Genomic DNA, 13,107 nt, shown 5'->3' on the forward strand with positions numbered 1-13,107 from the left:
CCACCGGGAAGTTGCGATCCTCATCGGCCCCGAAGGGCTGATGCCACAGGTCGCCTCGGGCCGCTACTGGGACCGGCTCCAGGTGTTGCGATCCTCATCGGCCCCGAAGGGCCGATGCCACCCCAGCTGACGAAGCGGACTGTTCAGCGTTCGGCTCGGTTGCGATCCTCATCGGCCCCGAAGGGCCGATGCCACCTGCCGAGCGTCCATCGCGATCCCATGCCCGCTCGGGTTGCGATCCTCATCGGCCCCGGAGGGCCGATGCCACTTCCTGCGCTGCGAGTTGAGTTCGGACACGGTGGCGTTGCGATCCTCATCGGCCCCGGAGGGCCGATGCCACTGCAGGTAAGGAAATCGGCCCACGGTCCCATTCTGGGTTGCGATCCTCATCGGCCCCGGAGGGCCGATGCCACGCGTCCCAGTTCGCGCAGTCCGGTCAGCAGCAGGGCGTTGCGATCCTCATCGGCCCCGGAGGGCCGATGCCACACAGCGCCGGTGCGGTGACCGTCGTCGACACCTTCGAGTTGCGATCCTCATCGGCCCCGGAGGGCCGATGCCACGCGGTCCGCCACGCTGAAGCAGACCGTCGAGATGCTGTTGCGATCCTCATCGGCCCCGGAGGGCCGATGCCACCCTGCTCAAGCTGGGAATTCTGTCATTCCAGTGGTTCATGGTGCCTTTGCTGTTATCGACACGCCCGGGTTTCGCTTCGGAACCTGCTGGCGTGTCTGGCCACGCTTCCTGCTCTCACCTTGTGTCAGAAGATGAGTGGGGTGTCGTGACCCGCCGGCGGCGAGTGTCCGAGATGGGCGGCGTTGGCGAAGGATCCGGCGGGGAGGCGGTAGACACGGATGCTGTCGAAGCGGGGGTGAATGATGTCGAGGAGACGGTGGCGCAGGAGCAGCAGCTGTGCCTCGCTCATCACGATCTCGAACACCGACTTCTGCACCCGGACTCCGTAGGTTTCGCAGGCTTGCGCGACGTGACGTAGTCGCCTGCGTCCAGCGGGTGTGGTGGTTTCGACGTCGTAGGTGATCAACAGTTCCACGTCAGCTCGCGATCCACGGTTGGTATACAGGCTGATCTGCTCTCAGGTTCCGTGCGAGCAGCCGAGCCTGCACGTTGGGGAGCAGAGCGGCAGGTATGTCGCGGTGGAGCACGGAGTGCCGCCAGCTCCGTTCGCGTGCCCTCGACCACCGGTCGAGGATGAACGCTCTTCCCTCATCGGTGAGTGTCACCCCGCCCGCGGGGTCCTGGATGGTGTGCTTGGGCGTGATCTCCTTCCGGTTGAACAGCGTCAGGACGAAGCGGTCGACGAGCAGAGGACGGAACTCCTCCATCACGTCGAGTGCGAGCGAAGGCTTCCCGGACCGCACTGTGTGCAGGTAGCCGATGCAGGGGTCCAGCCCGACCTGTTCGAGGGCACCCACCACCGCCACGCGAAGCATGCCGTAGCCGAAGGACAGCACACAATTGAACTGGTCTTCGGGCGGGCGCCGGGTGCGGCCAGGCGGAACCCCTTTCGCCAGCAGGGGCATGGCTTGGAAGTACGACCGCGCGGCGGCGCCTTCGACGCCGAGCAGTTCGGTCAGAGTGGCAGCGTTCGCCGCCGCCACCAGCGCCTCGGCATGCGCGGCGGCGACCGCCCGGATCTTGTCCTGCCTGGTGTCCTCGGCATCGCGTGCGACGCGCAGCAATAGCTGCCAGCAGTTCTGCAGCTTTCCCGCCACGACCGCCTTGGCGATCTCGAGCCGACGGCGGGGGTCATCGTGCGCGCGGACCTGCTCGAGTCGCAGGAGCGGGTTGCCCACCTGGTTTCCACCGACGCGCCCGAGGAACCGTCCGTTGCGTGACAACCACGTCACCGCTCGATTGTCCGAGGCGCATCGCAGCAGCAGATCATTGGTGACCTCGACGCCCTTCCACACCACGAGTTGCTCTATCCGCACGAGAGGCAGCACGTGCCGGCCGGGCCGATCAGGATGGTAGATCCGCACCGTGTCGCGCTCGAGGTGCAGGCTCGTGCCCGGGGTCGTCACGAAAAGCGTGCGGAGAAGTTCAGTCATCCCACTCCCCCAGTACGCGGGAAGCGAACAGCGATGTGGTGTCGACCCGGACGGTTGGCATGCAGCTCTCCTTCAGCGAACAGCGATCGCAGCGCGTGTCGTTGACCGGTGCGGGCAGTGCGCCCACGACCAGGCAGCGGCGCAGGGCGCAGAGCACATGCCGCAGTCTGGTTTCCAGGGCCTCGTCGACGGTGACGTCGTACCGGCGGCGGCGCCGTCCTCCGAAGATGACGCCGCGGGGTACCGCGGCGTCGAACATGCGGCGCAGGCACAGCACTTGCGCCGCCACTTGCAGATCGGCCGCACCGCCCGGCCGGTACGAGCCGGATTTGTGCTCGACCGGCACCGGCTCCCCTCCGGGAGATTCCACGACGTCGCAGACACCGTGCATTCCGAGTTCGTCGTGAACCACCCGCAGCGCGGTCCACGTGCGGACGCCCGCACGTGACACGCCGGGACCACCGGCGTCGACGATTTCGTGGGCCAGCTGGCCGCGCTGGGTGTCGACGTTGTCGGCGAAGTCGCGGTCCAGGTGGATCAGCGCAGCCTGCCGGGGACAGTAGGCGTAGTGCTCGATGGCAGAGATCGGGACACTGGTCCAGAGATCCCCAGCAGGTGATATGTCCTCCATGACGGTCAGGTCAGCAGCTTGGCGAGCGTCACGCCGTCGGGCAGGGTGTCGTCCGCGGCGTTGACCACGTAGTCGCGGTAGGACCGCGGCGGGCCGGTGACGTGGTCGTCGAGGTCGACGGTGACGCGTTCGGTGAGTTTGTGCGCTGGGGCGTTGCCGAACGCGTTGTCGTGGCTGAAGACGTACAGACCGCGGGTGGTCATCGTTCCCCGTGCGGCGGAGCGGTCGTGGTCGAACATCATCTCCAGGGTGCGGTAGAGCAGTTCCAGGTCACGGCTGTCGACCCCGGTTTGCCTGCCGCGGGCGGCGGAGTAGTAGATCTCGGCTTTGTAGAGCCCGTACGGGACCGTCCACTTGGAACCCATTTCGGTGCTCTCGCCTTTGTCGATGTGCTCTTGTTTGGTCTGGGTGACCCTGGTGATCGTGTGCTGCTGGGGCGCGACCGGGTGGTAGCTGCGGGCGTTGGTGACCTGAAGCGGGCCGTAGATCTGGCCCAGGGACTTCGTGTCCCCTGTGGACAGGACCGCGCCGAACAGGCGGATGTCGGCGTACCGCTCGGTCAGCCAGGACCGCGCCGCGTCCCTCTGCTCGGTGGTGGGCTTTTTCTTCTTGTCAGTGATGTTGCCGGCTGTCAGGGATTCCGCGAGCCGGGTGTTCAACGCGTGCCCGGCCTCGACGAAGATCCCGTACCGGGGGTCGCCGTCCGCCGCCAGGGGCAGTGTGTTGCGGATTTTCCGTTTGATCGCGACGTCGGTGACCAGCCCGTGTCCGGTCTCCTCGTCCATGCGTGGCCGGTTGCCGAAGTCCGGGTCACCGTTGGGGTTGCCGTCGGCGACATCGAACAACAGGACCATGTCATGGCGGACAGCGGGGTTGAGATGCGGTGCGGTGCTCACTGGGAAGCCTTTCGTTGTGGTGGCGAATCGGGAGTCGGCGGACGGGGGGTCAGTCCACGCTTACGTCTTGTTCGGCGTCGGTTTTCTCGCGGTGGGCGCGGGCTTGGCGACTGTCGTCGGCGCGCTGCTGGTGGTAACCGAGTACGAACTGCGCTTGGCGCTGCGGTGGCAGGAACCCGGTGAGCGGTTCCGCCGAATCGATCTTGTCCATGAGCGTGTCAAGCGTGGCGCTCAAGGCCGTTGCCGCGGCCCGGGTTTCCGGCCTGCGACGGATCTTGCTGAGCCAGGCCGTGGCCAAATTGGTGCCGGTCATCACCGCCGGGACGGGGTTGCGTTGAGCGGAGCCCCTGAACTTGTCGCCGAAGGTCGCGTTGACGTCGTTTCCGTGGGCTTTGCGCTGAATGTTCTCCAGGTGCGCGAAAACGCGGCCGTACAGGTAGGCGGTGTCGGTGTTGTTCTCGTCGAGGCCAGCGGACACGCGGGACTCCTTCTCTCGGGGGTCGCACAACGCCAGTCGCAGCAGCGCCGCGCGTGCGGCGTCGATGTGGCCGTCGGAGGCGATACGGTGCAGGACGTGATGCAGGACCGACAGCGGCAGCGGCAGGCCGCGTAACGCGCGGGCGAGCAGGTCACGCTGCACGTGCTCGCGCCGGCGGCCGCTCGTGCTGCCGATGTCGGTGTAGCGGCCGGGCTCACCGGATCGTGCTTCCCAGCGGCCGGTGGCCAGCACGAGCTGCCACAGCCCGAACGTGACCGGCTCGTCGCCGCGGCCGGTCGTGACCATGAGCGTGTCGCGGTACCAGCGCGCCAAGGACAGCAGCAAGGCCGGAAGGGGCATGTCGATCCAGTCGCGGACCATGATCCGCGAGGCGTTGCCGCCCACGGTCAGCGAGCAGAATCGCTCATCGCTGCCCAGCCTCTCCGCGTGCTGCTCCGCGCGCGCGAGATCGCCGGACCGGAGCCGTGTCAGCAGCGCGTTGACCTGGCCGGGGTCGGGGCCGGTGGCGAATCCGCTGAGCACATCGGGTTCCTCGGCACCCAGGACCCACCACACCATGCGGCTGTCCTGTCCGGGCAGGTTGATCGCGTGCCGGGACCCGAGCAAATGGGTCAGGCCGCTGCCGACGGCGTTGCCGCAGGTGAAACAGATCGGCGTGTGGGTCAGGTCGTCGGTCAGGCCGTACCCGAAGACCGAGGCGTTCACGCTCACCAGCGCCGCGTCGTTACCGGCGCCGGGGACCAAGCGCTTGGGAACCGTGCCCGGCATCGACTTCACCAGCGGCCTTGCCTGCCCGCACACCAGGCACAGCCCAGCCCTCGGCGTGCTGCCGCCTTTCCGGCGGGTGACTTCCGCGGTCCAGAATCTGATCAGCGAGGGCCGACGGATAACCAGTTCGTCGTCCACCGCGATCAGGACACCATCCTTCGCCCCCATGCCCTCCGGACGCACCGGCAGGTCCTCATCCCCGTAGAACCGGACCACACGCGACGCGGCCGCGTCGTGTGGGTCGTCCTCGGCCCACGCCCGGATCAGATCGGCGAACCGTGTGTGGCACTCGGCGACACGCACCGGTTTCGTGGTGTCGTCACCCCAGCCGAAGACGTACTGGACGTCGTCGGCGCCGAGCTGCGGCGCCACACCGACCGTGCGCGTCACCGCCGGGGCGACCCGGTACTGCCCGCGTCGTTTCCCGTCCGGCTCACGGAGCCCGGTCAGCCGGGTCTCGCGGCCGTCGGTGAACAGGTCCAGCCGCCACAGGAACTCCCGTTCCCGGTGGAACGGCGGCGTGGTCACATGGTCCTCGGCGTAGCCGACCAGGCGCTGCAGCAGCATTCACGCCTCCGCCAGTGCCGCGGTCTTGCCGGTACGCGGGATCATCATCCGCCCGGCCTGCAGCCAGGCGTCGAACCAGGAGAACCGCACACCGGCCGGGTCGTGGTGGACGCTGTGCAGCATCGTCCCGAAAGCCATGGTCAGCGGAACCGGTTCCCGGTCGTCCACCGTGCCGAAGTAGGCGCTGAACTCCCGTGTTCCCAGATAGGGCTGATGGAAGCACTGCCCCCGCTTCACCCGCTTCCGGAACTGGTCCCGGTACGCCGCAGCCGGTTTGGTCGCGTGGTCGCGCAGTTCGACATGGGCGTGGATCCGGTAGCAGACGTCTTTCAGGCACACCGCGTTCCGCTGTGTCCGATGCTCGGCCGTGTCCACCGTACGCCCCGCCAGCGCCGCGTCCACCGACGCGATGTCGGTGGACTCGTTACGGCGCTGCGTGAACTGCGCGATCGGCGCGAGCACATCGATCGCGACCGGCACCCAGCTGAACTCCGGTTTCCAGAAAATCGATTCCAGGACACCGATCGCCGCCGTCGGCGTCATCACCGGGTACGACACCCGCTCCACTTTCAATTCCGGTCGCGTGAACAACGCGCCCGGGCCCCACACCTGCACCCCCACCGGAACAGCGCCCTCCGGTGACAGCGGTAACCCCTCGCCCACAACGGTCCTTTCGTCGCTCTGCTGTGCCGACGAGTACTTACCAGGAAGCCCCGACAATTCCCGTCGGGCAGCCGGCGCGACGCCTCCGGGCACAGTCCACCCAGAACACGAAATCATCTACGATCAAATTCGAAATACGCAGGTGCCGAGGTCGCGACCGACCGGTATCCACCACTGATTCAGATTTTATGACACCCCAGCTGATTCACCCATTCGAATGACCTCGTTCCCGAGGTTCCCTGAGCTGATGCACCGGCGCGCTACCGCGCACGCATGGCGAATAGCCTGCCTCCACGTGCGGTGAGATGGCGTCCGCCAGACCCCGCTGCCCGCGGTCACCACACTTCGCGTTCGCGCCCGCTGGTGGTGTCGATGCCGTAATCCGGGTCGTACGGTCCGGTCCACTCGTACAGGTCACCGAACACCGGCGCGCACAGGGCCGCGATCGCCGGATCCTGCAGCAGCCGCCGGGGCAGCGCCACCAGATAGGGCTGCAGCTGCCGCAGCACCGGCCCGGCCTGCTCGGGTTCACGGCGCAGACAGGCGATCAGCGCGGCGGCCGGGGTCTCACCGTTGTGGTCGGTGACCGCGACCGGGACGGTGTCGTCGTCGAGCATCCGGAACGCCAGAGCGGGGTCGCGGCCGTTGACCTCCCCCATAGCGCGCTCCGGCCCCTCGGCCACCGACTGGAAATCCAGACGCCCCCGATTGCGCTGGATCTCGGCGGCACGGGTGCCGTATTCCGCGTTCGCGCGCCGGTACAGCGTCCGGTAGTAGCGGTCCAGCGCCTCGATGTCGTCCGGCCGGACCACGTCATCACCGTGCGGCCCGAAAATCTCCGCGGTCACCGCGGATCCGAGGACGTACCCGGCAGGACTGGACATGTCCCGCGCGGCGAACACCACCACCAGGCCGTCGGTGCCGAGCCTGCCTTCCCGGTTCGCCCGCCCGGCGGCCTGCTGAATCGCCTCGGCCGGAGCGAACGCCCGGAACACCACCGGGAAGTCGATATCCACGCCGGCCTCGATCAGCTGGGTGGACACCAGCCGAACCGGCCGCCCCTCGGCCAGACGCTCACGCACCTCGCGGAGCACGGCCCGGCGGTGCGCCGGTGTCATCCGGGTCGACAGATGAAAAATCCCCTCCACACCGTCCTGCTGCCAGCCCTGGAACACCGACCGGGCGTCCGCGGTCGTGTTGACCACGATCAACACCTGCTCGTATGAGCATGCCCGCTTCCCCACCTCGGCCAGCGTCGGTTTCGGCTCCAGCCACCACTCGTACCGCACCCGCCGCATCACCGCGAACAGCTCACGCGGAGCGTCGACCAGGTCGCGCACCCGCAGATCCCGCCACACGTCGAACTCCGGGAACGAGGGCTGCGTCGCCGACGCCAGCAGCACCGTCGTACCGAAGTGCTCGGTCAGGACACGCAGCGCGTCCAGGATCGGCGTCAGCACCCGCAACGGCAGCGCCTGCACCTCATCCAGCACGATCACCGCGTTCGCCAGCCGATGCAGTTTCCGCATGCGCGACGGCTTCCGCGCGAACAACGAATCGAACAGCTGCACCGTCGTGGTCACCACGAACGGACTGTCCCAATTCTCCGCCGCCGCGCGCGCGGCCCACCGCGCCGCCCCCGACTCGGGCACACTGACCGCCGAGTGATGCTCCAGCACCGCGTCCGCACCGAGCATCGCCCGGTACTCGGCGGCGTTCTGCTCCGTGACCGTGATGAACGGGACCGCGACGATCACCCGCCGCTTCCCATACCGGGCTGCATGATGCAACGCGAAACCCGCCGACGCCCACGTCTTGCCCGACCCCGTCGGCGCCGGCAACCGGAACATCCCCGGCGCCGCCGCCGCGCCAGCCACCGCCTGCCCGTACACCCGCTCCCGGATCACGTCGACCGGGGAACCATCCCGGCCCTCGAGCCTCTTCCCGCGCGCGGCTTCGAACCGATCACGCAGCACCATCATGTCCTCGTCGTCACGAACCCACGGCCCCGTCCACCCCTGCGCGTGAGCGGCCGTGTCCAGATGGTCTGCATCCACCAGCGCCGAGAACGCCAGCCGCACCCCCATCTCCGCGACCGTGTTCCCCTGCCGCCACCGCTGCGGCACCAAGGACATCCGCGCCCCGGCCAGAACCCGCTCCGCCTCCGGCAGCACACCAAGAAACGACTCCACCACGTCCACGCCGCGAACCGCGTCCCCAGCATCCAGAGCCCGCAACTCGTCGAGACAGGTCAGGCCACCATGATGGCCCTGGACCGCCATCGCGGCAGCGCCCGCCACTCCCCGCAGAAGATTCGCGCCAAGTTCCTTATGCGGGACCCCCACACGCCCACCGTGCTTCTCCGCAGCCAGCAACCCCTGCTGCCACAACCCGCACGCCTTACCGGCGTCATGAAACAACCCCAACGCGGAACCGAGCTCCCTCGCGCCGAACTCCGCCGCGAACCGACCAGCCAACACCGCCGTCGACCGAGCATGCCCCGACAGCAACTGACGCCGCCCCAACACATTCGCACTATGCGCCCACATACATCCCCCGCCGCACGACCGGCCACCGTGAAAACACGCCACACCCTACGGGCACCACGCCATCCCAGACCGATCCGCCACACACGGGAAAGTCAGGGCCAAGCACTCCCCAGCCACAACTTCGGAGCAGGGAGCGTAGGACGACACGCCACGGCACACCGAACCGATACCCTGGCGTGTCGGCTTCAACTAGGACACAATGCCTGCACATTGAAAACAAAACCCCAGCATAAGCAGGGTGGCATCGGCCCTTCGGGGCCGATGAGGATCGCAACACCAGGCCTGCCCTGCCCGCGACACGTGCGGCCCCGGAGAGTGGCATCGGCCCTTCGGGGCCGATGAGGATCGCAACGGCGATGTCCCCTCGCCAGTAGGCGTTGATTGCCTCAGTGGCATCGGCCCTTCGGGGCCGATGAGGATCGCAACACCGGGTGCTCGCGCATGGTGCGGGCGTAGAGGATGGGTGGCATCGGCCCTTCGGGGCCGATGAGGATCGCAACCTGGAGGTGCTGCTCACTGGAGCGGGGTTCCACCTGCGGTGGCATCGGCCCTTCGGGGCCGATGAGGATCGCAACAGGAAAACTGAAGGTCTGTCAGCGGGAACCCAAGGGTGGTGGCATCGGCCCTTCGGGGCCGATGAGGATCGCAACACCGACAGCCTCGGCAACGTCCTTGAAGCCAGCGGCGGGTGGCATCGGCCCTTCGGGGCCGATGAGGATCGCAACCCGCGCTGACTGGCGAGAACCACGTCACCTCCTCCAGGTGGCATCGGCCCTTCGGGGCCGATGAGGATCGCAACGTCGCTCAGCACCTCGAAGTGACGCCCGTCCCGCGTGGTGGCATCGGCCCTTCGGGGCCAATGAGGATCGCAACTCGCCGCTGTTCGCGATCGTGGCCCTGCTGGTCGCGTGGCATCGGCCTTCGGGGCCGATGAGGATCGCAACCTCTTCGGGGCGTGGCCCGCATCGGTCACCGTCGACTAGTGGCATCGGCCCTTCGGGGCCGATGCCACGATCGCAACTATCGGCCTCGAAAGCAGGCGTCATACTCGGCCGCCCCCTCAACGTTCGACATGAGTGTTGCGTTTCGCGGTTCAACTGCGATAAATCTGGTATGGCCAGGCCTCCAGCAGGACATGAGCCCGCACCGGATGCGGTGAGGTCGATACTGCGCGCCTGGGCAGAAGAGATCATCAGTACCGGCTATTCCGACGCGGTATCGCTGGACACGCTGAGCGAGACGTGGCGGCGCCGTCGGCGTTCACTGGCGGCAGCGATCACAGACGAGTACACCTGCGGAAGCATTACCGGAACTGCAGCGTGGCAGCCGGACGAGACTGGCAGCGGGCCCTATCCGCACACCAAGCGTTCCCAGGACACCTTCGGCCGGCGCGCCGGGATGCCCCCGCCCAGCGCCGCCTGACTCCACGACACCCAGCACCGCCTCCGCGCAGCGGACGCAGCGACATGGCCCCTTCGGATACTGACAGCGTCGAAGCGCCACACATCCACTAGACGGAGTATTCGTCGATGGCCAGCATGTGCGGGCACCGTCTCGGCTCCCCGAGCACCGTCCCCCGCGGCAGGTGCTGCGCGGCCCAGAAAGCCTTCGCCGTCATCGTGTAGGCGATCGAGGTGGTCGACCACCGGTAGCCGCGGCCCCGGATCAACGCTGCGTCCACGAGAACGGTCCCGATCCCCCGACGCAGGTAGCCAGGGTCGACCCGGATTTGTTCCACGACCCCGGCTTGGCACCTGTCGCACATCTGGACGTCGAGATCCGCGATGGCGGCGCCCCACAGCTGCAGGATGATCTGCCCGACCCCGCCGCGCACCATCGGCGGCCGCCCAGCCAGCACCAGCGCCGACGACGACGCTGCCGCCTCATCCCGAAACTGGAGATCGACGTCCAGCCACTGCGCGCGCGGAAGCCACAACCGGACGCACAATTCGCAGCTGCCGATCGACAGATCCAGGATCGGGTCCCAGCCGCTGCCACGTCCGGCGATGTCGAGGTCATGCCCGTTGAGGCACCGCTCGTGCCGCCTGGCTGACCGCACGGCATAGTCGCCGCGCGCGAAGGGGTCATGAGTGGGCGCAGCGAGCATGACCGGAGTATGCGCTCCGCTCCCGCCGCAATCAGACCGAGGGTCGACTTAGATTCTGTTCGGCGCCGGACACTTTATGGCTCCAACTGGGCAGCCCGTGTCAACCTGCGACGCTGCATGCGGTGGCCAGCCGGTCGGGGGGCGTACCGCCTGGCCACCGCACCATCGATCGAGAGGCCGGACTCCGGACGATATGACGTCCCAGGTGCGGGATCACCTGATCAGGCGACGGCACTACCTCCCCGGCGACTGATCGGCGGCCGTGCGCGGTCGCATACCGACCGGGATAGCCGCCCGGTGTACGACGGCGGGAGCGGTGTGGTTCCCAGGTTGTCGGACCGGCGTGATAAACGGTGTCCATGGATGCTGATCTGGCGGTGCTGTCTCCGCGATCGTTGGGGCGGTGGCGCCGTGTCCTTGACCAGTGAGCTCGCGAGCCGCGGGAGCCCGCTCGCCGGGTGGTGCGAGCGCACCTTCACCGGGACCGCTGCGATGGTCGAGCAGATCGCGACCACAGCGCGGGAGGTCCGTCCTGTCCGCCCGGCAGGCGAGGTCCCGCCACGCTGGTGGGCGGAGACCGGCGGCGCGTTCGGGCAGCGTGTCGCGGACCTGGTGCAGCCCGCGCCGCCGTATTACGCGCTGCTCGGCATGATCCACGCCACGTGGGTCTCCCCAGCGTGGGCCCACGGTCAGGCAGCGCTGTATCCGAGCCACCGGGAACTCACCGGCGACCACCGTGCCCGCGCACTGCATCTCCGACCCGCCGCGGCCTCATGGCTGGACCTCGGCTGCGCAGGCGAGCCGCGCCGGCCCGGTAACCCGGTCGCCGAAGCAGCGTGGGCGGACTTCCTCGATCGCGGCCGCGCCTACCTCGCCCGGCACGCCCCGCCGGAACGCTCGGCTCGCCCGGCGCCGAAGCCGGGCTGGCCCGCCTGTCCTGGCTGCTCACCGCATGCGAGGACGTGTACCGCAGCGGGCTCGTCGACGACCGCCTGGCCCGGCTCTTCGACGCCGGGCAACCCACCGTTGACCAGCTGCGCGGCCTGGTCGACGAGCTGGTCGCATTGGCCCGGCGGCTGCACGAACGCGGAACCCTCTGGGAACTCCGGAAACTCGCCGGCAACCCCGGCCCCGGTACACCGCTCGGGATCGCCGGGCCGACGATCGTGCCGCACTGGGCCGACGCCGACCTGCTCCTCGGCGCCATCGACCCCGAACATGGGATCGACGCCCGCGGCGGGACGCTCGTCGACGTCAAAACCGTCGTCAGCGCCCGCGACACCGGCAAAGTCGGCCGCTGGCTCTGGCAAGTGCTGCTCTCGCGGCGCTGACCGGCGCCCTCCTCGACCGCGATCACTGACCCCAGCCCGCTGGAATGATCTCGTTCTCTTCCCCTTCTCGTTCGAGCGGCGTCTACCGGTTGAGGAAGGCGGTGAGCATGGGAAGGAATCCCGCGGCGATTTGATCGCGCCGGGCGGTTCCGGGATGCGGTTCTCCCGTGAACAGGAAGTGGTCGGCACCGGGAAACACGGCGATCCCGTGTCGCTGTCGCTCGACGTCCGGCAGGGCTGCGGCGATTCTGGCCACGCTGGCGGCGATGGGCACCGAGTCGTCGTCCCCGCCGAAGACCGCGAGCACAGGACAGGCCAGCGCGGGGAGCAGTTCTGCGGGGTCGACGTCCATGCTGCGGGCGAAGAATTCCATCCTGGCCTGGGTCGCGGTGGCCTGGGTCGCGATTTCGTACCAGGGCTTGTCGGCGTAGTGCCGCTGGGCGTCGATCACCTGGACGGCCGGTTCGCCGGCGCGGAGCCTGCTGGTTCGTTCGTCCACCCAGGCCATACCCTCGGCGTGGTCCTCGGCAGTCACGCCGTCACGATGGAGCCAGCTGGCTATGCGCATGCGCTCCTGCTCGGCCATGCTCACGCCGGGACCACTGATCGTCACGACCCGGTCGATCGCTTCCGGTGCCGTTTCTGCTGCCAGCAGCGAGACCCATCCGCCTTGGCTCAACCCGAGCAGGCCGATCCGGTCGCGGTCAACACCGTGGAAGCCGCGCAGCACCTCGGCCGCGGCCAGCGCTTCGGTTGCCCGATCGGCGAAGGATTGCGTCCGCCAGTCGCCGGGCGACTGTCCGCAACCGGGCTTGTCGTGTACCAGCACGGCGACACCGCACTCACTGATCCATTGGGGCCAGTCATCCCACTCCTCGATGCTCCCGCACCCACTGCCGTAGACGAACACCAGTCCGGGAACCAGATAGTCGGACGTCGGCTGGTGCACGGTGGCACGCAGATCCCCTGACCCGCGGGGCACAACGGTTGATCGCATAACGACGTCCGCCCCCATCGGCTAACCATAACA

The 13,107-nt window shown here is 68.1% G+C and carries 10 protein-coding genes and 2 CRISPR repeat arrays (1 of these 12 only partly in view); of the genes, 1 reads left to right on the plus strand and 9 read right to left on the minus strand.

Annotation, left to right across the window (positions count from 1 at the left end):
- A CRISPR array of direct repeats spans positions 1 to 633; the repeat unit is 37 nt; unit sequence GTTGCGATCCTCATCGGCCCCGGAGGGCCGATGCCAC; it begins 139 nt to the left of the window's first position.
- A gap of 124 nt (positions 634 to 757) precedes the next feature.
- From cas2 to AMYAL_RS47020, 8 genes are all read right to left on the minus strand, one after another.
- Complete coding sequence (cas2, locus tag AMYAL_RS0136275) at positions 758 to 1,048, minus strand: CRISPR-associated endonuclease Cas2 (protein ID WP_020636197.1); 291 nt, start codon at positions 1,046 to 1,048, stop codon at positions 758 to 760.
- 1 nt (position 1,049) lies between these two features.
- Entirely contained in the window at positions 1,050 to 2,066 is a 1,017-nt protein-coding gene (gene cas1, locus AMYAL_RS0136280; protein ID WP_020636198.1) for a CRISPR-associated endonuclease Cas1, read from the minus strand.
- Complete coding sequence (gene cas4, locus AMYAL_RS0136285; RefSeq protein WP_020636199.1) at positions 2,059 to 2,697, minus strand: CRISPR-associated protein Cas4; 639 nt, start codon at positions 2,695 to 2,697, stop codon at positions 2,059 to 2,061. Before cas4 ends, cas1 begins: the two co-directional genes overlap by 8 nt.
- A 5-nt stretch (positions 2,698 to 2,702) precedes the next feature.
- Positions 2,703 to 3,593, minus strand: a complete 891-nt coding sequence (gene cas7c, locus AMYAL_RS0136290; protein WP_020636200.1) for a type I-C CRISPR-associated protein Cas7/Csd2 — start codon at positions 3,591 to 3,593, stop codon at positions 2,703 to 2,705.
- A 49-nt stretch (positions 3,594 to 3,642) separates the two neighbouring features.
- A complete protein-coding gene (cas8c, locus tag AMYAL_RS0136295) occupies positions 3,643 to 5,427 on the minus strand; it encodes a type I-C CRISPR-associated protein Cas8c/Csd1 (RefSeq protein WP_020636201.1) in 1,785 nt (594 codons plus the stop codon).
- Complete coding sequence (gene cas5c, locus AMYAL_RS0136300) at positions 5,428 to 6,090, minus strand: type I-C CRISPR-associated protein Cas5c (protein ID WP_039794692.1); 663 nt, start codon at positions 6,088 to 6,090, stop codon at positions 5,428 to 5,430. It abuts the gene before it with no gap.
- Between the two features lie 335 nt (positions 6,091 to 6,425).
- Positions 6,426 to 8,639, minus strand: coding sequence for a CRISPR-associated helicase/endonuclease Cas3 (locus tag AMYAL_RS0136305; RefSeq protein ID WP_026467744.1), 2,214 nt, complete (start codon positions 8,637 to 8,639; stop codon positions 6,426 to 6,428).
- Positions 8,640 to 8,876: 237 nt separating this feature from the next.
- Positions 8,877 to 9,512: direct repeats of the CRISPR family, unit length 38 nt; unit sequence GGTGGCATCGGCCCTTCGGGGCCGATGAGGATCGCAAC.
- 637 nt (positions 9,513 to 10,149) lie between these two features.
- A complete protein-coding gene (locus AMYAL_RS47020; protein ID WP_020636204.1) occupies positions 10,150 to 10,746 on the minus strand; it encodes a GNAT family N-acetyltransferase in 597 nt (198 codons plus the stop codon).
- Between the two features lie 836 nt (positions 10,747 to 11,582).
- On the opposite strand from AMYAL_RS47020, the gene AMYAL_RS48045 reads away from it, so the two are divergent.
- The gene (locus AMYAL_RS48045; protein ID WP_143267791.1) at positions 11,583 to 12,077 is read left to right on the plus strand and encodes a hypothetical protein; all 495 of its coding nucleotides are present in this window, start codon (positions 11,583 to 11,585) and stop codon (positions 12,075 to 12,077) included.
- A gap of 82 nt (positions 12,078 to 12,159) precedes the next feature.
- Here AMYAL_RS48045 and AMYAL_RS0136320 read toward each other — a convergent pair whose 3' ends face one another.
- The gene (locus AMYAL_RS0136320) at positions 12,160 to 13,074 is read right to left on the minus strand and encodes an alpha/beta hydrolase family protein (RefSeq protein WP_167336190.1); all 915 of its coding nucleotides are present in this window, start codon (positions 13,072 to 13,074) and stop codon (positions 12,160 to 12,162) included.
- Positions 13,075 to 13,107 lie beyond the last annotated feature (33 nt).

This window comes from Amycolatopsis alba DSM 44262 (assembly GCF_000384215.1).
Taxonomy (GTDB): domain Bacteria; phylum Actinomycetota; class Actinomycetes; order Mycobacteriales; family Pseudonocardiaceae; genus Amycolatopsis; species Amycolatopsis alba.

Excerpts from the sequence above, each read along its gene's own strand:
- AMYAL_RS0136320 (WP_167336190.1), bottom strand. The coding sequence starts at position 13,074 with ATGCGATCAACCGTTGTGCCCCGCGGGTCAGGGGATCTGCGTGCCACC.
- cas4 (WP_020636199.1), bottom strand. The coding sequence starts at position 2,697 with ATGGAGGACATATCACCTGCTGGGGATCTCTGGACCAGTGTCCCGATC.
- AMYAL_RS47020 (WP_020636204.1), bottom strand. The coding sequence starts at position 10,746 with ATGCTCGCTGCGCCCACTCATGACCCCTTCGCGCGCGGCGACTATGCC.
- cas1 (WP_020636198.1), bottom strand. The coding sequence starts at position 2,066 with ATGACTGAACTTCTCCGCACGCTTTTCGTGACGACCCCGGGCACGAGC.
- cas8c (WP_020636201.1), bottom strand. The coding sequence starts at position 5,427 with ATGCTGCTGCAGCGCCTGGTCGGCTACGCCGAGGACCATGTGACCACG.
- AMYAL_RS0136305 (WP_026467744.1), bottom strand. The coding sequence starts at position 8,639 with ATGTGGGCGCATAGTGCGAATGTGTTGGGGCGGCGTCAGTTGCTGTCG.